Annotated in this window: 21 protein-coding genes; 12 read left to right on the top strand and 9 right to left on the bottom strand. The window is 41.0% G+C overall.

Going from position 1 to position 18,597, the window contains the following annotated elements; all coding sequences use genetic code 11:
- The first annotated feature begins 250 nt into the window (after window positions 1–250).
- The 3 genes from V7783_RS13725 (at window position 251) to V7783_RS13715 (ending at window position 1,114) form a co-directional block, all read left to right on the top strand.
- Window positions 251–463: a calmodulin gene (locus V7783_RS13725; RefSeq protein WP_335679193.1), complete on the top strand. Its 213-nt coding sequence runs from the start codon at window positions 251–253 to the stop codon at window positions 461–463.
- A 154-nt stretch (window positions 464–617) separates the two neighbouring features.
- Entirely contained in the window at window positions 618–830 is a 213-nt protein-coding gene (locus tag V7783_RS13720) for a calmodulin (protein ID WP_016710401.1), read from the top strand.
- Window positions 831–898: 68 nt separating this feature from the next.
- Complete coding sequence (locus V7783_RS13715) at window positions 899–1,114, top strand: EF-hand domain-containing protein (RefSeq protein WP_064668278.1); 216 nt, start codon at window positions 899–901, stop codon at window positions 1,112–1,114.
- A gap of 72 nt (window positions 1,115–1,186) precedes the next feature.
- Here V7783_RS13715 and V7783_RS13710 read toward each other — a convergent pair whose 3' ends face one another.
- From V7783_RS13710 to def, 5 genes are all read right to left on the bottom strand, one after another.
- Window positions 1,187–3,337, bottom strand: coding sequence for a TonB-dependent siderophore receptor (locus V7783_RS13710; protein ID WP_335679192.1), 2,151 nt, complete (start codon window positions 3,335–3,337; stop codon window positions 1,187–1,189).
- A 197-nt stretch (window positions 3,338–3,534) separates the two neighbouring features.
- The gene (gene trkA, locus V7783_RS13705) at window positions 3,535–4,911 is read right to left on the bottom strand and encodes a Trk system potassium transporter TrkA (protein WP_064668279.1); all 1,377 of its coding nucleotides are present in this window, start codon (window positions 4,909–4,911) and stop codon (window positions 3,535–3,537) included.
- 17 nt (window positions 4,912–4,928) lie between these two features.
- Window positions 4,929–6,218, bottom strand: a complete 1,290-nt coding sequence (gene rsmB, locus V7783_RS13700) for a 16S rRNA (cytosine(967)-C(5))-methyltransferase RsmB (RefSeq protein ID WP_335679191.1) — start codon at window positions 6,216–6,218, stop codon at window positions 4,929–4,931.
- Complete coding sequence (fmt, locus tag V7783_RS13695; protein ID WP_335679190.1) at window positions 6,211–7,164, bottom strand: methionyl-tRNA formyltransferase; 954 nt, start codon at window positions 7,162–7,164, stop codon at window positions 6,211–6,213. Before fmt ends, rsmB begins: the two co-directional genes overlap by 8 nt.
- Window positions 7,165–7,185: 21 nt before the next feature.
- Window positions 7,186–7,692: a peptide deformylase gene (gene def, locus V7783_RS13690; protein WP_335679189.1), complete on the bottom strand. Its 507-nt coding sequence runs from the start codon at window positions 7,690–7,692 to the stop codon at window positions 7,186–7,188.
- Between the two features lie 118 nt (window positions 7,693–7,810).
- Between def and V7783_RS13685 the strand changes: the two genes are divergently transcribed.
- The 6 genes from V7783_RS13685 (at window position 7,811) to hemF (ending at window position 12,736) form a co-directional block, all read left to right on the top strand.
- Window positions 7,811–8,932, top strand: a complete 1,122-nt coding sequence (locus V7783_RS13685; protein WP_335679188.1) for a LysM peptidoglycan-binding domain-containing protein — start codon at window positions 7,811–7,813, stop codon at window positions 8,930–8,932.
- A 29-nt stretch (window positions 8,933–8,961) separates the two neighbouring features.
- Entirely contained in the window at window positions 8,962–10,044 is a 1,083-nt protein-coding gene (gene dprA / locus V7783_RS13680) for a DNA-processing protein DprA (protein ID WP_335679187.1), read from the top strand.
- Between the two features lie 31 nt (window positions 10,045–10,075).
- Window positions 10,076–10,549: a DUF494 family protein gene (locus V7783_RS13675; RefSeq protein ID WP_064668285.1), complete on the top strand. Its 474-nt coding sequence runs from the start codon at window positions 10,076–10,078 to the stop codon at window positions 10,547–10,549.
- Window positions 10,550–10,610: 61 nt separating this feature from the next.
- Window positions 10,611–11,183 (top strand): DNA topoisomerase family protein, encoded by a 573-nt coding sequence (locus V7783_RS13670; protein WP_064668286.1) that lies wholly within the window; start codon window positions 10,611–10,613, stop codon window positions 11,181–11,183.
- A 33-nt stretch (window positions 11,184–11,216) separates the two neighbouring features.
- Window positions 11,217–11,783, top strand: a complete 567-nt coding sequence (locus V7783_RS13665; RefSeq protein ID WP_064668287.1) for an L-threonylcarbamoyladenylate synthase — start codon at window positions 11,217–11,219, stop codon at window positions 11,781–11,783.
- A gap of 2 nt (window positions 11,784–11,785) precedes the next feature.
- Window positions 11,786–12,736, top strand: coding sequence for an oxygen-dependent coproporphyrinogen oxidase (gene hemF / locus V7783_RS13660; protein ID WP_335679186.1), 951 nt, complete (start codon window positions 11,786–11,788; stop codon window positions 12,734–12,736).
- Window positions 12,737–12,808: 72 nt separating this feature from the next.
- On the opposite strand, the gene V7783_RS13655 is transcribed toward hemF, so the two are convergent.
- Together V7783_RS13655 and prs are read right to left on the bottom strand one after the other, a co-directional pair.
- Window positions 12,809–14,404 carry a nicotinate phosphoribosyltransferase gene (locus V7783_RS13655; protein WP_335679185.1) on the bottom strand — a complete coding sequence of 532 codons (1,596 nt, stop codon included), beginning with the start codon at window positions 14,402–14,404 and terminating at the stop codon, window positions 12,809–12,811.
- A 10-nt stretch (window positions 14,405–14,414) separates the two neighbouring features.
- The gene (gene prs / locus V7783_RS13650) at window positions 14,415–15,269 is read right to left on the bottom strand and encodes a ribose-phosphate diphosphokinase (protein ID WP_335679184.1); all 855 of its coding nucleotides are present in this window, start codon (window positions 15,267–15,269) and stop codon (window positions 14,415–14,417) included.
- Window positions 15,270–15,450: 181 nt separating this feature from the next.
- Here prs and V7783_RS13645 point away from each other — a divergent pair, with 181 nt between their 5' ends.
- Complete coding sequence (locus tag V7783_RS13645; protein WP_335679183.1) at window positions 15,451–16,149, top strand: NUDIX hydrolase; 699 nt, start codon at window positions 15,451–15,453, stop codon at window positions 16,147–16,149.
- A 72-nt stretch (window positions 16,150–16,221) separates the two neighbouring features.
- Here the strand turns inward: V7783_RS13645 and V7783_RS13640 are convergent, their stop codons facing one another.
- Window positions 16,222–16,659, bottom strand: coding sequence for a group II truncated hemoglobin (locus tag V7783_RS13640; RefSeq protein WP_335679182.1), 438 nt, complete (start codon window positions 16,657–16,659; stop codon window positions 16,222–16,224).
- A 53-nt stretch (window positions 16,660–16,712) separates the two neighbouring features.
- Here V7783_RS13640 and aroE point away from each other — a divergent pair, with 53 nt between their 5' ends.
- Together aroE and V7783_RS13630 are read left to right on the top strand one after the other, a co-directional pair.
- Window positions 16,713–17,537, top strand: coding sequence for a shikimate dehydrogenase (aroE, locus tag V7783_RS13635; protein ID WP_335679181.1), 825 nt, complete (start codon window positions 16,713–16,715; stop codon window positions 17,535–17,537).
- Window positions 17,534–17,788, top strand: coding sequence for a DUF1488 domain-containing protein (locus V7783_RS13630; protein ID WP_335679180.1), 255 nt, complete (start codon window positions 17,534–17,536; stop codon window positions 17,786–17,788). Before aroE ends, V7783_RS13630 begins: the two co-directional genes overlap by 4 nt.
- Here V7783_RS13630 and V7783_RS13625 read toward each other — a convergent pair.
- Window positions 17,785–18,318: a gamma carbonic anhydrase family protein gene (locus tag V7783_RS13625; RefSeq protein ID WP_335679179.1), complete on the bottom strand. Its 534-nt coding sequence runs from the start codon at window positions 18,316–18,318 to the stop codon at window positions 17,785–17,787. The two genes, V7783_RS13630 and V7783_RS13625, sit on opposite strands and share 4 nt — an antisense overlap.
- Window positions 18,319–18,597 lie beyond the last annotated feature (279 nt).

Below are 18,597 nucleotides of genomic sequence, written 5' to 3'. Positions count from 1 at the left end.
GTGTGTCATTTTAATTAATTTTAACTATCTGATTTTAATGTATTTATTAATCCTCATAAAATCTGCGTTGCTAAATTGCAACAAACAAAGCCGCAGAAATTTCAAAAAACCACCAATTAACAGTGTAAGTTATTGATTTATAATGGCAATTAAATGTTGGCATCGAAGTTGTAATACTCTAGGTGTATTGAACGAAAAGGTGATTATCACTACAACGTTCACCACCATAAACTTTGAAGGAATATTTATTATGAACACATTAAATAAAACATTAGCACTTATCGCATTAGCATCTTCTTCAGCCGCTTTTGCTGCTACTGACTTTGATACTCTTGATGTTGATGGCAACGGTGTTATTAGCCAACAAGAAGCAGCCGCTGATGCCGCTATTTCGGCTAAGTTTACTGAACTTGATACTGACCAAAACGGTGAGTTATCAAAAGAAGAATTTTCAAAAGCCTAATGGTACTAAACCAGGCTTGTATAAAACGCTGATCAATTCTGAGTGCCAAAGACACCTAAATAGGCAAGGAGCCTGTTAAGAAGAATAGCAAGGATAGTGCGGTCAGCGAAAACATTGGCAATTTTTTTGATAGTACATTGAAGGAATATTAATTATGAATACATTAAATAAAACATTAGCACTTATCGCATTAGCATCTTCTTCTGCAGCATTCGCTGGCACTGATTTTGATACGTTAGACGTTGATGGTAGTGGCACTATAAGCCAAAGTGAAGCGGCCGTTGATGCTAAGCTGATGAGCCAGTTTGCTGAGTTAGATACTGACCAAGACGGTGAGTTATCAAAAGAAGAATTTTCAAAAGCGTAATTTCAGTTTCCACAAACAGGGATCTCTGAAAAGGATTTCTCTCATTTTAAATTATTAGGAATAACACTATGAAACACATTAATACAGCACTTGCAATTATTGCCCTAGCGGCTTCATCAACTGCGTTTGCAGCAGTTAGCTTCGATACTTTTGATACAGATGGCGATGGCGTTATCAGCCAAAAAGAAGCATCAGTAAATGCACAATTAGTTGAAATTTTCTCTGATTTAGATACTGATAGCAACGGTGAATTGTCAAAAGAAGAGTTTGCCAAAGTACAATAAACTGATAGAAATAACACTCCTACATAAAAAAGCAGCTTAGTTAAGCTGCTTTTTTTTGGTTAACTTGAATGGCTATAAGCTGTAGTCAAACTGCAGGGAGAATTTTCGTGGGCTGCCGTAGCGATATTGGTTATAAAAACCAATTTGGTTGTAATAAGTTTTATCAAATAAGTTATCAATATTTACGCTAACAGACATTTGCGAGTTAATTTGATAACTACTCATAAGGCTTGCGATGCCATAACTTGATTGCTCTACTTCAACTTGACCGTGTACTGGGTTTTTTACTTCATCATAGCTGCGACTTTGCCAGCGATAACCGCCACCGACTTTCAACCCTGTTACGAGGTGATCTAATTTATAAGTGGTAAATAACTTAAATTGATTTTTTGGGTTTGTGGTATTGAGATTGTCACCTTCGGGCGTTTCACCTTCGCTATAAGTGTAGCCAAAATAACCGTTCCAACTATCAGTAAATGCACCATTAAGTTCAAACTCAAGCCCTTGGGTGAGAGTACCATCAATTGGTTGATAAATTGCCTGCAGGGTGCCTGGAATTGTTTCGCCAGTGTATTCGCCCACATTGTCTTGGTGAATTTCAAACCCCGATAGTGCAATGTCTAAACGCTCGTCCAATAATGAGCCCTTGATACCCAGCTCATAATTCTGACCTTGAATTGGGTCAAGGTAATTACCATTTTTATCGACGCGGCTTTGCGGGGTAAATATATCGGTGTAGTTAGCATAAAGTGCCCAATTATCTGCCAAGCTATAAGTAGCACCTAAATAATTGGTCAGCTCGTTATCTAATTTATAATCATGTTGGCTGCCAAAGTTATCTTGGTTTGTTTGCCATTGATTTAATCGGCTTCCTAAAACTAATGAAAGTGAATTTGTTAGATTAAGTTGTGAAGCAAAGTACAAAGCATTTTGCTCTGTTGTGCCATAAGAGCCAAAGGCTGGGGTAGCTTGCCAAGTAGGTTTTGGGTAGTCATAGTTTGGGGCTGTAAAATCGCCGATGATTTCTGCCTCTTCTTGCCCCGGGAAGTAGGGGGTTGTAAAGTCTTGCTCTTGGCTATTGTAACCAAACATGACTTGGTGGCTTTGATCTAACCAGTTAAATCTACCGGTAAGCTCTATCTCGTAGGTGCGCTGAATCCGCTTGGCATCGATAAAGTTTAATGAACCTGGTGTCATACCTATATTGGTTTGTGCATCAGGGTGGCCAGTTGCCCAAAATACATCGTATTCTAACTCGTTGTTACCATATATATAGCTAGCACTGAGCTGCCAGTTTGCATTGAAGTAGTGTTCAATCTTTATAAAGCTATTGAGGGCGTCGGTTGTTGATGATGACCAACTAGGCGCTGTTGAAATTTCTCGGTCATAGTTAGTACGGCTGCCATCGCTATAAAAAATAGGCAAACCGCCAGACATCGTGCCTTTAGGCGTTGTTTTTTGGTTATCAATAGCCACCGTTAATAGCGTGTTATCGGTTAAATCAGCTTCAACAATACCGTATAACGTGGTTTTTTCTTGGCTGAACCTGTCTTGATATGATTGCTGATCTTGATAGGCGAGTACGGCACGGGCACGCACTGTTTCACTGCTATTTAAACTACCCGACACATCAAAAACACCGCGATAATTCTGCCAAGATCCCACGGATGCAGTGAATTTTACTTGGTTTTGTACGGTAGGGCGCTTACGTATTAAGTTAATTGCTGCTGATGGATTACCTGCACCGAGCATTAAACCTGTGGCACCACGAACAACTTCAATCCGTTCATAAATAGCAGTATCTGTTAAGTTATCGCCGTAATTAAATCGGGTATCATAAGTAGTTGCTATACCATCATATAAAATACTGGTAACGCTAATCCCTCGGGCTGAAATTGAATATTTACCGTTGTCGGCTTCTCTGGCGTTGATGCCGGTTACGCTGGTGATGGCTTCAATAGCGCTATTTAATTGTTGATCGGCCATAAATTCACTGGTGATAGCGATAACCGATTGCGGGGTTTGTAGGTGGGACAAATCTAACCCCGTCGCTGAGCTCATTGAGCTGACCTTATAGCCGCTATTTTGCTCGCCAACCACGGTGAGCTTTTCAATGTCTTTTTTTACTTCGGCATTGGCATTAGCCGAGAGTCCGCACAAAAGAATGCTAATAACGCTGCAATATAGAGTACAAAGAGGGGTGTTTAAAGCTGGGTGCATCATCTGAAGAAATCCATTTAATGTTAAATAAGGTGAAATTAATTTTTCACAGAAGTTGGTGCTTGATTATCAAACAGCGTGAGGGTAATGGATTTAGGTACAGAAGTAAATGCTTTTGAGATTGATTTTCATTTGCATGTGTTGGAGGTGGAGATTCACCTTTCGATACAGTTGCTTTGTGTCGAAAGGTGAGGCGTAATTTAGAGGAAAATAGCGCTAACTTGGAATAGTTTTTCCACGACATTAATATGTTTTTTATCGATCAAAAACATAATAACGTGGTCGCCAGAGTGGATAATGGTATCGTCGTGGGCAATCAGTACATCATCGTTACGTACAATTGCGCCAATGGTGGTACCGGCAGGCAGCTTAATATCAGCAATGGCACGGCCAACCACTTTTGAGGTGTGTTCGTCGCCATGAGCTACTGCTTCAATGGCTTCTGCTGCGCCTTTACGTAATGAATACACATTAACAATATCACCGCGGCGAACATGGGTAAGCAGGGCTGAAATCGTGGCTTGCTGTGGTGAAATAGCAATATCAATTTCGCCACCTTGAACTAAATCAACATAGGCGCCGCGCTGAATAAGCACCATGGTTTTTTGCGCGCCCATGCGTTTAGCGAGCATGGCTGACATAATATTAGCTTCATCGTCATTGGTCACCGCGATGAACACATCAACTTGCTCGATATGCTCTTCTGATAACAACTCTTGATCCGAGGCGTCACCACAAAATACTACTGTGTTATCAAGCATTTCCGAAAGCTGTTCGGCACGCTCTTTATTACGCTCAAGCAATTTTACACTGTGGTTTTTTTCCAGAGAGCGAGCAAGCCCTGCGCCGATGTTACCACCACCTGCAATCATAATCTTTTTGTATGAACGTTCTAGCTTTTGCAGTTCGTTCATTACAGCGCGAATATGCTTGGTCGCGGCAAGGAAAAACACTTCATCATCTGCTTCAATGACAGTTGTGCCCAGCGGCTTGATGGCTTTACCTTGGCGGTAAATCGCGGCAACACGAGTTTCAACGTTGGGTATGTGCTCTTTTAATGCTGACAGTGCATAACCGACTAATAAGCCGCCGTAATAGGCTTTAACGGCCACCAGTGAGAGCATACCATCGCCAAACTCTAAAACTTGTAACGCACCAGGGTAATCAATCAAGCGACGAATATATTTAGTCACCAATTGCTCTGGTGCAATATAGTGATCAACTGGTAAGTCGTCATTTTGAAAAAGCTTTTCGCGGTACTTTAAGTATTGCTCTGAGCGAATTCGCGCAATTTTAGTCGGTGTATTAAAAATACTATAAGCGACCTGACAAGCGACCATGTTCACTTCATCTGAACTGGTCACTGCGATGATCATATCGGCGTCTTCCGCACCGGCGCGGCGTAATACATCAGGGTGAGCACTGTGGCCTGTCACACCCTGTAGATCGTATTTATCTTGTAACTCACGTAATCGGTTGCCATCAATATCTACAACCGTGATTTCGTTTTGTTCACCTACCAGGTTTTCAGCGAGTGTACCGCCTACTTGCCCTGCACCGAGTATGATTATTTTCATGGTTTACTAACAGCTTCTTATGAGTGTGTTTTTACAAGCTTGGCATAATAAAATCCGTCACTCTCGCCTGGCAGTAACTGCAGCCCAGGGTTGCTTGGGGTATCGTTATCATGAAGCGGAATATGTTCAACATCGTTATTATTCACTAAAAACTTAGCGACTTGCAGTTGGTTTTCTTGCGGTAACACTGAGCAGGTTGCATAAATTAGTGTGCCGCCTGGTTTTAATAACGGCCAAATGCTATTTAAAATATCGCCTTGCAACGTTGCTAGATCATTAATATCAGACGCTCGACGTAGCCATTTAATATCTGGATGACGACGGATGACACCGGTTGCTGAGCAAGGCACATCGAGTAATATACGGTCAAACTGACGTTCATCCCACCATTTATGTGGCTGTGACGCGTCGGCGCACTGCAAATCGGCTCCTAAACCAATACGTACCAAGTTTTGCTTAACGCGTTCAAGACGAGTGGCATCACTATCTAGTGCAAGTACATCGGCATCTGCTAATTCTAAAATATGACACGTTTTACCGCCAGGTGCGGCACAAGCATCTAAAATATGCTCGTCAGCTTTTGGCTCTAAAAAGCGCGCTGCAAGCTGTGCTGCGGCATCTTGTACTGAACATGCACCGGTATCGAATTCTGGTAATGAAAATACATCACGAGGTTTATCTAATTTAATACCATCAGGAAAGTCTGGGTTTAGCGTATGTTCAATATCATTTGCGCTAAGCATTTCACTATATTCAACAGTGCTGTATTGCGCCTGATTGACTCGCAACCACATTGGCGCTTGTTGTTGATTGGCCTCTAACAGTGCTTGCCAAGACTCAGGGTAAGCCTCAGTGACTTGCTTAATAAACCAGTTTGGGTGATTGTATAAGCACACCGGTATTTGTTTCGCTTTTTCTTCCAGCTCAGCCTGTTGGCGCTGAAAGCTACGTAAAATAGCGTTAATCAACCCCTTTAAACCTAATGCACGTAGTTGTTCTAAAGCATTAACCGTTTCACTTATAGCTGCATGCGGTGGAACTCGCATATGTTGTAGTTGGTAAATACCAACATACAGCAAAAACTGGAAGATACGGCGTTTGCCTTTAAGTGGTTGCTCAACTAAGTGTTGGCAATAGTTATCTAAACTTGGTAAATAACGTAATACGCCATAGCAAATTTGTTGTAAAAGGGCTTTATCTTTAGGCGATAAACCTTGGCTCGCAAACGGCAGCTCTTGATTGAGAGACGCGCCTTTATCAACCACGTTATATAAAGTTTCGGCGGCCAGCGCCCTGACATTACTCATTGTGTTCGCCTATTAATGTGCCAGGGGTTACCCAGTCTGCTCGACCATTTAAAAAGTCAGTAATGGCCATTGGCTTTTTGCCTTGTGGCTGTAGTTGGGTGATATTCAACGCGTTAGTCCCGCAGGCAATCACAATACCGTGTTTATCACTTTGTAGCACAGTACCTGCATTACCTTGTTGTTCAACCACATTTGCTTGATAGATTTTAACCGTGTTGTCGCCCATTTGTGTAAAACACACAGGCCAAGGATTGAATGAGCGGATATTACGCTCAATCTGCACTGCATCCATATTCCAATCTATATTTGCTTCTTCTTTAGATAGCTTTTTGGCGTAGTTTGCTTGCGCGTCATCTTGCACTTGTGGGGTGATCTCGCCATTGGCTAGTTTAGCAATAGTGTCGATTAACGCAGCTGGGCCTAAATCAGCGAGCTTAGTATATAAACTAGCGCTGGTCTCAGCTGTATCAATAGGGCAGCGGCTAATATGCAGCATATCGCCAGTATCTAAGCCTTCATCCATTTGCATAATGGTGACGCCGGTCTCTTTATCGCCAGCCCAGATAGCGCGTTGAATCGGCGCAGCTCCACGCCAGCGTGGTAAAATTGAGCCATGTACATTCAAACAACCTAGACGCGGTGCCTCTAAAATAGCTTTAGGTAATAACAGACCATAGGCGACTACAATCATGATATCGGCATTTAAACTGCTTAGCTCGCTAAGTGCGTCGTCGCTTTTTAATGAAGCGGGTTGAAAAACGGGTAAGTCGTGCTGTAAAGCAAGTTCTTTTACTTCACTGGCTTTGAGTTTTTTACCGCGACCAGCGGGGCGATCTGGTTGGCTGTAAACACCAACTATTTGATGCTCAGAATCAATTAGAGCCTGTAAATGGCGGGCAGCAAAATCGGGCGTACCGGCAAAAATAATGCGTAATGGTTGTGTCACTGAGTTTTCCTAAGGTGCTTATTATTGTGCTGCTAGCTTAGCTTCTTTTTCAAGCTTTTTACGAATACGTTGGCGCTTTAGTGGCGATAAGTAATCGATAAATAACTTGCCTTGTAAGTGATCTAATTCATGTTGAATACAAATTGCTAATAACTCATCGGCATCTAAGCTGAACTCTTCGCCCTGTTCGTTTAGTGCGGTCACAGTGACGGTTTCTGCACGGTCAACTTTTGCATATGAGTGAGGTACCGATAAACAGCCTTCTTCACTAACAGTGTTGCCATCTTGTTTAGTGATAGTGGGGTTGATCAGCACTAATGGCTCATTGCGTTCTTCAGAGACATCAATGACCACAATTCGTTGATGAATATCAACTTGTGTGGCAGCTAATCCAATGCCGTTTTCATCATACATAGTTTCCAGCATGTCTTTTACAATTTGGCGAACTTGATCGTCAAATTGTGTGACTTCTTTTGCTATAGTACGTAAACGCTCATCTGGAAATCTTAAAACTTCTAACCTAGCCATAGTAACCTTTTTCACTTGTGCTTAATTTAGGGTATTGTATGCTCTTATTTTAGCCATTCGCGTTCACCTTTAACAGGTTTTGGTTGATAATAATGAAAAAACACCACAAGGAAGCTCAATGAGATACCCATTATTCGCGGCAATGTTGGCATTAAGTACTACTTTTCCATCGTTAGCTGATGTATTAACAATAAAAAAAGATGCGCCTAAACAATACGTTGTAAAAAAGGGCGATACGTTATGGGATATTTCTGGAATTTATTTGGAGCAGCCGTGGCAATGGCCTGAGCTTTGGCAAATGAACCCGCAAATTAACAATCCGCACCTGATTTATCCGGGTGATGCGCTATCTTTGATCTATGATGAGCATGGTAATCCGCGTTTAGTGGTTAATTCTGGCTATAAAAAGCTTTCTCCACATGGTCGTATTACGCCAAAAGGTAAAAATGCGGTCCCGACCTTACCACTTGAGTTATTACGTCCTTACCTGACCTACGAGCAGGCAATTGACGCTAAAGAAATTGCCGAGAAACCGTATATCTTAGGTGCTAATGTTAATACTAAAATGAACACCGAAGGGCATATTGTTTACGTAAAAGGTGATTTAGAGCTTTATGAGTCATACGCTATTTATCGTAAAGGCCAAGAGTTTGTTGATCCAAACACCAATGAAGTGCTTGCCAATAATACACAGTTGGTGGCTGTAGGGCGGGTATTTAGAAAGGGTGACGTTGCTAACGGTGTGCCTGCTTCAGTGAAACTTGAGCAGGTAAAGCAAGAAATCAAACCGGCTGATTTTTTAATGCCGGCAATGGATGGTCAGTTATTACCAGCCTATTTTAATATTCACCGTCCTGAGCAACCAGTTGACGGAACAATCATATCATCAGTCAGTGGTTTGCGAGAATTCAGCACGATGGACATTGTAGTGCTAAACTTAGGGTCAGAGCAGGCAATTGAAGAAGGTCATATTTTGGATATTGAGCGTCAATCACCAACGGTTTTTGATGGTCGTAATGGTCCGCGTTATAAAGAAGATTCAAATAGCCTTGAAAAATTAGTGACAAATACCAACGAATTTTTTGGCACAGAACCAGATGAAGACACTAAAGTATGGCATATGCCAAAAGAAAAAGTGGGTGAGTTAATGGTGTTTAAAGTTTATAACAACGTTAGCTACGCTTTAATCGTAAAAAACCAGCACCCAATCCGAGTCGGTGATTTTGCAGTTATAAATTAAATCAGGTTTGAGTGCTCTAAGGAGGGAGCATGAAAGATTCATCAGGCAAGCTAAATCATTGGCTTGCCTTTTATTTATGCAAAGGGTTAGGGGTAAAAACTCTACTTGCATTAGCGCAAAAGCAGCCGCTTGATACTTTATTTAAGCTCACTCATAAGCAACTCACTGAATGTGGTTTAAGCCCGCAAGTTGCCAGTAATTTACTGGCTACAGATTGGCGGCAGGTTGATCATTACCAAACCTTAATTAAGCAATCACAGATAATCGCAATAGATTATTTCGATCCATTATACCCTGCGCTACTGAAAGAAATTGCTACTGCGCCTTTATTGTTATTTTGCCGTGGTAACGTGGAATTATTAGCTAGTCCGCAAATTGCGATTGTTGGTAGTCGTAATGCGACGCCCATCGGGCTGGAAATTGCAGCTGAATTCGCTCACCAACTCACGCTGGCTGGACTTACTGTTACTTCTGGCATGGCGCTTGGTATTGATGGTGCTGCGCACAAAGGGGCGCTGGCAGGTAATGGTAATACCATTGCAGTGTTAGGTACTGGTGTGGATGTTTATTATCCTAAGCGGCATAAGTTACTTACCGATCAAGTCTGTGAGCGAGGGTTATTAGTCAGTGAGTTTTTACCCAGTACTGCCGCTAATGCGAATAATTTCCCACGCCGTAACCGTATAATATCGGGGTTATCGCTTGGGGTATTGATTGTTGAGGCGCAAATTAAAAGTGGCTCGCTTATCACTGTACGCTATGCGCTGGAACAAAATAAAGAGGTGTTTGCGGTACCCGGTTCAATCAAAAACCCACTCTCAGAAGCCAGTCACTTTTTAATTAAACAAGGAGCAAAATTGGTTGAAAATGTCAGTGATATTCTCGATGAAGTGAGCTTTTTCTGTGAAAGCAGTCTATATAATATAGAAGAGCTAACAGTTGAGGAGGCTAGCTGTAAAGTACTCAACAGTGTTGGTTATGAAGTGACAGCAGTAGATCTAATTGCTCAACGTAGCCAGTGGTCAATAGATAAAGTACAAGCTCGTTTGCTTGATCTTGAGCTAGAAGATAGAGTAGAGCGTGTTTTAGATGGCTATATTCGAATTCGATAAGCGTTAGTGTACTAGTTTGGAGGAAAGTAACATGTTCGATATCCTCATGTATTTATTTGAAAACTATATTCACAGCGAAGCAGAGGTCTTTGTTGAGCACAATGAACTCACTGATGAGTTATTACGGGCTGGCTTTAATAAACCCGAAATATACAAAGCACTTGATTGGCTTGAGCAACTTGCTGATTTACAGCACAGTGATGAATTTCCTTATTTAAATGCCCATCCACAGCATGCCGTACGTATTTTTACTGACAGCGAATGCCAAATGCTCAGCACTGAGTGTCGCGGTTTTTTGATGTTTGTTGAGCAAGTAGGAGTGATCAATAGCGCCACCCGTGAGATGGTGATGGACCGTTTGTTCGCGTTAGATAAGCCTTACATATCACTTGATGATCTTAAATGGGTGGTATTGATGGTGTTGTTTAATGTGCCAGGGTCAGAGCAGGCTTATGCGCAAATGGAAGAACTCATTTTTGATGAGCCAGCAGAGGTACTACATTAACTTGTATCTTTAATTAGTTTGGGTATATTAGGCGAAAATTAGCCAGCTGCTTAGGAAAAACATGAGTAAAATCGACCAATCGCTTTTCTCTGCAAACCAACATGCCTTAGAAAAAGAATACGAAGTGTGCCCGCAATGTGGGTCAGAGCTTGTTATTCGTAATAGTAAGTCAGGTCCTTTCCTTGGTTGTGCAAGTTACCCTAAATGCGACTTTATTCGCTCGCTTGCCCAGCATGATAATCACCAAATTAAAGTGCTAGAGGATAGCCCATGCCCAGATTGTGGCAATCCATTGGTGGTTAAAAATGGCCGCTATGGCATGTTTATTGGTTGTACTGATTATCCTAATTGTCATTATATTGCCCATGATGAGCCAGAGCCTAATGAGGAAACCCTGCCAGCTTGCCCTAAATGTAAAAAAGGCCAGTTGGTCGCTCGTAGCAATAAATATGGGAAAACTTTTTATTCATGCAACAGCTACCCAAATTGCAAATATACCTTGAACTTCAAACCCGTTGCACATAGTTGCCCTGCATGTCAGTGGCCGGTGATGATGCAAAAACAAATGACTAATAGTGTTGTGTTACAATGCCCGCAGAAAAACTGTTCGCATAAACTTACTGTCGATCAATAATTACCCGCTTATTATTAGTTTTGGAGATTTCTTGTGGCTGATTCAACCTCAGTTCCTGTCACGGCCGTTGCTGCGTTAGAGCAAGGTGGCGTTATTGTTTATCCAACCGAAGCCGTTTATGGTTTAGGTTGCGACCCTGATAATCAACAAGCGGTTGAGCGCTTGCTAGCAATTAAACAACGCCCAGTCGAAAAAGGCCTCATTTTAATTGCTGATAATTACGGGCAATTATTAAAATACGTTGATGACGCAAAAATTCCTATGGACAAGCGCGCTGATATTTTTTCACAGTGGCCTGGTGCTATAACTTGGGTTATGCCAGCGGCTAAAAACACGCCAAAATGGTTAACAGGTCAGTTTGATACCATAGCTGTACGCGTTACCAATCACCCAACAGTAAAGCAATTATGCCAACAATTTGGTAAACCGTTAGTGTCGACTAGCGCGAACTTATCTGGCCAAGATACTGTAACCAGTATTGCGATGGCGAAAACAGAGTTTGGCCAACAAGTGGCGTTTTATGTTGATGAAGCGCTCGGTGGTAACACTCAGCCAAGCACTATTAAAGATGCCATGACAGGCAAAGTATTTAGAGGATAAACATGCACAGTAATTTACTAGAGCAAGTAAAAACCTACCTTATGGCCTTGCAAGATATAATCTGCCAAGGCTTAGAACAAGCCGATGGCGAAGCGCAATTTGTTGAAGACAGTTGGCAACGTGCAGAGGGCGGTGGTGGTCGTACTCGAGTAATTCGTGATGGCAATGTAATAGAGCAAGGTGGGGTTAATTATTCTCATGTTTTTGGTGCTTCAATGCCCGCATCAGCAACAGCGCACCGCCCAGAACTTGCAGGACGCAGTTTTCATGCCTGTGGTGTCTCTTTGGTTATTCATCCAAAAAATCCACATATACCGACCAGTCATGCCAATGTACGCTTCTTCATTGCAGAAAAAGCCGGTGAAGAGCCAATTTGGTGGTTTGGTGGTGGTTTTGATCTAACACCGTTTTACCCAGTTTTTGATGATGTTAAACATTGGCACCAAGTTGCCAGCGATCTCTGTGCGCCGTTTGGCGATGAAGTTTATCCTAATTATAAAAAATGGTGTGATGAGTATTTTTATATCAAACACCGCAACGAAACCCGTGGTGTCGGCGGTTTATTCTTTGATGACTTGAACGAACACGGATTTGAAAAGAGCTTTGCCTTTATGCAAGCGGTAGGAAATGGCTTTTTAGATGCCTACCTACCTATCGTTGAGCGACGTAAAAATGACGAGTACAGCCAACAACAGCGTGACTTTCAGTTATATCGCCGTGGCCGTTATGTCGAGTTTAATTTGGTTTGGGATAGAGGTACCTTGTTTGGCCTGCAAACAGGTGGCCGAACTGAATCTATTTTAATGTCGATGCCGCCACTGGCCCGCTGGGAATATAACTATAAACCCGCAGCTGACAGCGCTGAAGCGAAGTTGTATCAATATTACTTGCGTCCTCAAGATTGGTTAAGTGTTGAGCCTAGTAACTTAATTGCCAGAGAGTGGCAATTATAATTTAATAAATTGCAAAGGCGCTGATAAAGCGCCTTTCATGTTTACACGACATAAGCCTTATCAAAGAGAGTCTTATATCTGTTGAGCTATTACCGCTCTTATTTCGTTAAGAGTGGTTTCTTTTAATAATTTTCCATCTTCAAAGACCACTTCTAATAAGCCTTGTTGTTCTTCTTGCTCGGATACATTATCAAATAAGGTTAGCTCATCATCCACACGTTCTATTTTTAATAGTCCTTTTGATGATTTCTTTTTAGCGTCAGTTTTAGGATCTTTAAATATTGCAACACGTTGACCATTCTTCATTACGCTTGTTGCTTTGACCGCTGAGCCATGCGTATCACGGGTGACATATTGATAACTATATGAGCCAATACCTAATACCACTTTAGATGCAAAACCTTTATCCATTAGTCTTTGCAATATCTGACGTTGACGGGTTAGAGTGATCGCATCCCCATAAATTGCGCCAATATGCTCATCAAGTAACTTGTAGCCTTGAGAAGTGATTGTGCCCCCGAATGTATCCCACAGACATTCAATAAGCCCTTTAACTTCGCAGTCCATTAGTTTAATTGTTGAACTACTTTCGAACCCAAAGTATTCACCGTTAAACCTGTAAGCTTCATATCCTTTTTGAATGACTTCTTCTTCTGCTTCTTTTTGTGTTTGAAATAATTCACTGTAATCAGAAACTGGAGAGGCCTTGAAGCCTGTGAGTATTTTTACAGGATCTCCAGAGTCTGGACGAATAACTAATGTACCGTCACGTGTCATAATTTCTTCTTTTAGTTGTGGAAGATAATCCGTTACTAAAGTCCAGAAATCCCACGTATCAGATACAACACTTAAAATACCTTTTGGTGATTGTTCTTTCATTAAGTATTTAAAAAACTCAATTTCCCCCTCCATGATCCAAGAGCAAGTTACAGAGTGCTCTGTTGCATCAACTGAGCAACCAACAAGTTCTTTGTCTACATTGGCACCATAATACTTTTCAGCAAATAAAACGGCTGGAATAGTGTCTGTTCCTACTAACCCTGACGCTAAGTGACCAAAGCCACTCATGGCAGCGGCATGTTTACCAAACATTCCTCTAAAGCTAAAATCATGTCCTTGAAATGGCACGAAATCCTGAGGTAGTCCAGTTTTAAGTGCAAATTCTTTAAATACTTTGAAATAAGCAACCGAGGTGGTCGCACTTGTTTGAATTGGCCAGTTCTCACAACTCAAAACGGTCTCGATCATATTGGTGAGCCACTGAAAACCCGCTTTAGTATTAACGATAGTAATCGGAGGAACCAAGTAAGGAACTAAAGAGCCCTCTGGTAGTGCTTTGATCTTGAGTGGCAAATAGCCTAAATCATGAAGGTCTTCTAAGTATTTAACATCGACTGAGTAACCAAGCATTGAGCTCATAATTCGCTTGTGAGTTGCAACAGCGGTTGCTTTATCTAGTTTAAAAAATTCATCCCACTCTTCCTGCAAGTAGCTCTTTATAAAGTATTGCAAGCCGACAAAAGCTACTTTGTCGTTATTTTCTATATTACTAAGCTTGCCACTTCTTGAAGTATAATTTGCATATACTTCGGTTACGTCAGGGTGGTAAGCACGGCTGTGGAATTCTTTATAAACATCTTTTTGCATACTAGCAGCTATAATAGTCATGGTGTTTTCCTTACATCTCAATTATTTGTAAATTTATATCGGTGTTATTTTTAAATTCATTTGCAGCTTTGAAGGAGTCGGTTGTGTAAATGTGTTCAATTAGCCCAGTAAATACATCAAGCCCTTTTGAAAAAATACCATGGGTAATGAACAAAGAAACTTCCAAAGCTCCTTCATTTTTAAGTACTTTTGCTAACTCAATAAATGTTCTACCACCGTCACAAATATCATCTGCGATTAATACGTTTTTACCTTCTACATTACCGAGTACTTCAGTTTTAATTATTTCGCCGGTTTTTAAATTTCTGACTTTATGGGCTTGTATAACCTCGGGCACCCCATTAAATTGCTCGGAAATTTTAAGAGTTTTTTTGCTTGCACCAGCATCAGGGGAGATAAGTGTTAATTCACCATTTGTTAAGCGACTACTTAACTCTTCGCATTGCTTAAGTAACGCTATTTGCTCAATATTGATTACTCTATGTATTAAAGCTGGTGATACATCACTGTGTGCATCCCAAATAGTTACTTTTGAAAAATTTAAACGGTTAATGAAGTTTGCCATAACAACTGCACCAGATGCCTCTCCTTCAACACATACTCTATCTTGGCGAGCGTATGGGAAGTAAGGGATAACAAGCTCGATAGGTGTGTTTTCACTTGTTAGTCTTTTTAATGCATCTACGGCCATCATTAGCCTAATTATTTTTGATGAATCAGTAAGCCGTTCAAATATTTCTATTTTTACAACTTCAAGCAAAGAAGGGGAGTGAAATCTTATATGTTCTTCTCCACCAGAGAAGGTGAAGTTATCATAATTGATAAGTGATTTATTACCTGCGGAGTCATGGCTAAATACTTTCATTTTGTGTCCTTTTAAATGTTTGTGTCTTAACGACACAAAGAATTTATCAAATGTACCTAAAGTAAGCAAGCTATTTTTTAACCTAAAGCGCAAATTATGTTCTTGATTGGTTAATTCTGCCGCTTGAAATTGTATGGTCTACCATATATTGTGTCGCTAAGACATTAATGTGGACAGAAAAGTGACTGATAATTACGATATTGCGGAGTTTAAAAACCCATTATTTACAGTTGATAGTGTATTGTTCACTGTAACAGATGGGGAATTAAAGGTTTTACTCGTCAAGCGAGCAAGCGAGCCCTTTACAGGTCAATGGGCTTTACCTGGCGGGTTTATTGATATGGATGTTGATCATGATGCCGACATGACTGCGCTGCGTAAATTAAAAGAAAAAACCAATGTCACTCCTCAATATTTGGAACAATTGCATACCTATTCTGGTTTGGAGCGAGATCCACGAGGGTTTAGTGTGACACTGGTCTATTTTGCTCTTACCGCACAAATGAATACATCAACACATATAACAACAGTCGATGATGCGCAATGGATTGATGTTGGGAAGTTAAAGACGTTGTCAGTAGCTTTTGATCATAAGTACATTATTGAACAGGCAAGGCAGCGGCTAAAACAAAAGGCCTTGTATTCAATGGTGCCAATATATTGCTTACCTGAGCATTTTACAGTTGGCCAATTTAAGTCCGTTATTGAAACAATAATAGGCAAAACGGTGCAACGTAAGAGTATTATTAGGCGTATAGAAGCGGCTGATATGTTGGAAAAAATGGATGAAAAAGTTAAGTCTGGTGGCCGGTTTGCTCAGTTGTATCGAGTTAAGTCTGGCGTGGATATCGTTAATTTTGAGCGTAATTTAAGTGTATAGTTTATTAGAGAGTATTTTATAGCGACTCTCAATTCTAAGTTGTAAGAGTCGCAAGTGATTAAAACTAATTTGTTAATGTTGATTGATCATATGGCTGGCTAATTGTGCCAGTGATTTTCGCAGCCCTTCACGCAGTAATGGATTATCAATTTCAGCATCTAACGCCTTGTTCATGCAATGCATCCATTGATCGCGTAAGTCCTGATCAATAGGGAACGGCATATGGCGCTTTCGTAACATGGGGTGGCCGTGCTTTTCTACAAACAGGTCTGGGCCGCCTAACCAACCGGATAAAAACTCAAAAAAGACTTGGCGTATACGATCTAATGGTTGAGGATGCATATCATATAACGGTTTAGCGTATTCATCTGTTGCCATAATATCGTAGAATCTATCAGATAGAGCACGTGCACCTTGTTCGCCACCCATCATCTGGTAGGGTGTTTTTTCTGGCGTTGGTGCTTGCTGTGGTTCAGCTGGTTTCGATTTTGAGAAAAGTCGTCTAATCATAATTTTATCATCGTTAATTAACAGTGTTTACTGTACAAAGAGGTTGCTTGAACATGGACAAATATGCGGTTTTTGGAAACCCAATCGAACACTCAAAATCACCCGCAATACATACGCAATTTGCAGCCTCATTAGGTGAACAAATCGACTACCGCGCAATATTAGCACCGATTGACGGCTTTAAAAAATCAGTCACTGATTTTTTTGCTCAAGGAGGCCTTGGTGCAAATGTGACTATGCCATTTAAAGAACAAGCCTATGAATTAGTCGATGAGCGTACTGAGTTTGCGACTATCGTTGGTGCCGTGAATACCATTAAATTACTTGATGATGGCCGCTTATTGGGTGATAACACAGATGGAGTCGGCTTCGTTAATGACTTATTAGCAAACAAAGTTGCTATAAAAGATAAGTGCATCTTATTAATTGGTGCTGGCGGTGCAGCCCGTGGCGTAGTGTTACCACTATTAGAACAGCAGCCAAGAGAGATTATTATCGCAAATCGTACTGCGGCAAAAGCCAAAGCGCTTGCTGAATTATTTACTCAATACGGCAAGGTAACTGGTTTTGGTTTTGATGATTTGCCAAAAAGTGATTACTCGCTAATCGTAAACTCTACGTCTAGCAGTATGCTAGGTGAACTCCCTGCGCTTGATAAAGAACACCTTAGCGGCTGTGACTGCGTTTATGATATGTTTTATTCACTAAAAAGCACCTTGTTTATGCAGTGGGCACAGGACAATAAATCAGATATTTCAGTATTAGATGGCAGTGGTATGTTGGTTGGTCAAGCAGCTCAAGCTTTTTATGTATGGCGTAATAAAATGCCTGAAATATTGCCAGTGGTAAGCGCTTTGAGGGCGGGAGAGCTTAAATGAATCAAGCTATTCAGTTTATAGATCGCGTTGAGTTCAATGCACAAAATCAGTTACTCACATTTTACGCGCAAGTGAGCGGCTTAATGGTGGAATGCATTATTGATACGCAAAGCTTAGCTATTTCAGATCTTGCAGCTGCAAAACAATATTTTGAGTCACTGCGCTTTGATTATGAAGATCTTGCTGAGCAACTAATTGAAGACGAAGAGTATAACTCAGCAGGAAAAATTGAAATAAAGGCGTTAATTTAATCTTCTGCTAGGTATTCGTCTTTTAACTCAACATAATTATTTGCAGAGATTTTTAAAAAGCTAAGCTCTTGCTCCGTTAAGGGGCGAGCTTGTTTTACTGGACTACCAACATAAAGGTAACCTGACTCTAAACGTTTATTTGGCGGCACTAGTGAACCACCGCCAATAATCACATCATCTTCGACAATAGCGTTATCCATCACTATGGCACCCATGCCTACTAATATACGGTTTCCTAAGCGACAACCATGTAGCATTACTTTATGCCCTACGGTTACATCGTCACCAATAATTAATGGATAACCATCAGGGTTGCTTTTACTGGAACGAGTTAGATGCAATACGCTGCCATCTTGTATATTTGTACGTTCACCAATACGGATATAGTTAACATCGCCCCGTGCAGCAACTAAAGGCCATACACTACTATTGTTTCCCAAAGTTATATCACCGACTAAAACAGCAGACTCATCAACATAGACTGATTGATTAAAGGTAGGAGTCATTCCTTTATAAGAACGTATTGTCATTAGAGCACCTAAAAATATTGGAGTAAATAATAGTGAGTGTATCAGTAGAGCCTACAAAATGGCCAGAGGAGAGCTGGCCTGCTCAGAAAACTATCACTTTTGATGCCTTTAGCTCGTAAAACAGACGAACAGCACTTTATTTGAAGTTTTCTTTAAAAAACGCTTGCGTAAAATCCGCGGCGCCCTATAATGCGACCCCACTGAGACGGCAGAGCGCAACGCATAGCGGGGCACTAGCTACTTAGTAAGTCGAGTAAAACTTGAGTTTAGATTTTTTAG

Source organism: Pseudoalteromonas sp., from assembly GCF_036960685.1.
In the GTDB taxonomy this organism is placed as follows: domain Bacteria; phylum Pseudomonadota; class Gammaproteobacteria; order Enterobacterales; family Alteromonadaceae; genus Pseudoalteromonas.
This window is presented reverse-complemented; position numbering and strand designations above follow the sequence as displayed.

What these genes read in the sequence shown, in the direction of transcription:
- rsmB (WP_335679191.1), bottom strand. Translation starts at nt 6,218, where the DNA reads ATGAGTAATGTCAGGGCGCTGGCCGCCGAAACTTTATATAACGTGGTT.
- V7783_RS13640 (WP_335679182.1), bottom strand. Translation starts at nt 16,659, where the DNA reads ATGATTAGACGACTTTTCTCAAAATCGAAACCAGCTGAACCACAGCAA.
- V7783_RS13685 (WP_335679188.1), top strand. Translation starts at nt 7,811, where the DNA reads ATGAGATACCCATTATTCGCGGCAATGTTGGCATTAAGTACTACTTTT.
- dprA (WP_335679187.1), top strand. Translation starts at nt 8,962, where the DNA reads ATGAAAGATTCATCAGGCAAGCTAAATCATTGGCTTGCCTTTTATTTA.
- V7783_RS13655 (WP_335679185.1), bottom strand. Translation starts at nt 14,404, where the DNA reads ATGACTATTATAGCTGCTAGTATGCAAAAAGATGTTTATAAAGAATTC.
- V7783_RS13630 (WP_335679180.1), top strand. Translation starts at nt 17,534, where the DNA reads ATGAATCAAGCTATTCAGTTTATAGATCGCGTTGAGTTCAATGCACAA.
- V7783_RS13725 (WP_335679193.1), top strand. Translation starts at nt 251, where the DNA reads ATGAACACATTAAATAAAACATTAGCACTTATCGCATTAGCATCTTCT.
- V7783_RS13675 (WP_064668285.1), top strand. Translation starts at nt 10,076, where the DNA reads ATGTTCGATATCCTCATGTATTTATTTGAAAACTATATTCACAGCGAA.
- aroE (WP_335679181.1), top strand. Translation starts at nt 16,713, where the DNA reads ATGGACAAATATGCGGTTTTTGGAAACCCAATCGAACACTCAAAATCA.
- def (WP_335679189.1), bottom strand. Translation starts at nt 7,692, where the DNA reads ATGGCTAGGTTAGAAGTTTTAAGATTTCCAGATGAGCGTTTACGTACT.
- V7783_RS13715 (WP_064668278.1), top strand. Translation starts at nt 899, where the DNA reads ATGAAACACATTAATACAGCACTTGCAATTATTGCCCTAGCGGCTTCA.
- prs (WP_335679184.1), bottom strand. Translation starts at nt 15,269, where the DNA reads ATGAAAGTATTTAGCCATGACTCCGCAGGTAATAAATCACTTATCAAT.
- V7783_RS13710 (WP_335679192.1), bottom strand. Translation starts at nt 3,337, where the DNA reads ATGATGCACCCAGCTTTAAACACCCCTCTTTGTACTCTATATTGCAGC.
- V7783_RS13670 (WP_064668286.1), top strand. Translation starts at nt 10,611, where the DNA reads ATGAGTAAAATCGACCAATCGCTTTTCTCTGCAAACCAACATGCCTTA.
- trkA (WP_064668279.1), bottom strand. Translation starts at nt 4,911, where the DNA reads ATGAAAATAATCATACTCGGTGCAGGGCAAGTAGGCGGTACACTCGCT.
- V7783_RS13625 (WP_335679179.1), bottom strand. Translation starts at nt 18,318, where the DNA reads ATGACAATACGTTCTTATAAAGGAATGACTCCTACCTTTAATCAATCA.
- V7783_RS13720 (WP_016710401.1), top strand. Translation starts at nt 618, where the DNA reads ATGAATACATTAAATAAAACATTAGCACTTATCGCATTAGCATCTTCT.
- hemF (WP_335679186.1), top strand. Translation starts at nt 11,786, where the DNA reads ATGCACAGTAATTTACTAGAGCAAGTAAAAACCTACCTTATGGCCTTG.